This window comes from Achromobacter sp. GQ309, from assembly GCF_059759315.1.
Genome location: NZ_JCAXDP010000021.1, coordinates 1 through 421, shown reverse-complemented (window position 1 = coordinate 421; position 421 = coordinate 1). Strand labels below are relative to the sequence as shown.

General features: G+C 49.2%; 1 protein-coding gene. It reads left to right on the top strand.

Annotated features, from left to right (window positions below; genetic code table 11):
• The coding region (locus tag AC6CIE_RS27805; RefSeq protein ID WP_498094972.1) for a hypothetical protein at positions 1 to 389 on the top strand (389 nt) is incomplete at its 5' end.
• Positions 390 to 421 lie beyond the last annotated feature (32 nt).

Here is a 421-nt window from a genome sequence, read left to right as displayed (position 1 = left end):
GCAAACCCCCACAGGTAAGCCTGTGGGGGTTTGTTTTTAGTGAGAACCTATGTTCCATGTCTGCTGAAACGGAGATTCTCCAGCTCGGCGACAGTGCAGAACAGAGTGCAAGTCAGGCAGAAGCCGGTTGCATTCACTGCAAAAATGGTGATATAGTTTCGGGCTTGGCTGCTACCGAAAAATCTAGGGTTTACCCTGACGTTTCGATAGCTGCTAGGGCAGGGCAAAAGTCCTGGCGAGACCTGAAGAGGTCGCAGCAAGAAAGCAAAGCAAAATGCGAAGCTGACTTGACAAGCGATAAAAACTTCTTCATAATCTCGTTTCTCTGCTGCAACGACGGCGACGACGCGAAAGCGAAGTTGGCCGAAGTTGAAGGCAGAAACCAGTAGTACAGAATTTAGCAGTACCGCTCTTTAACAAC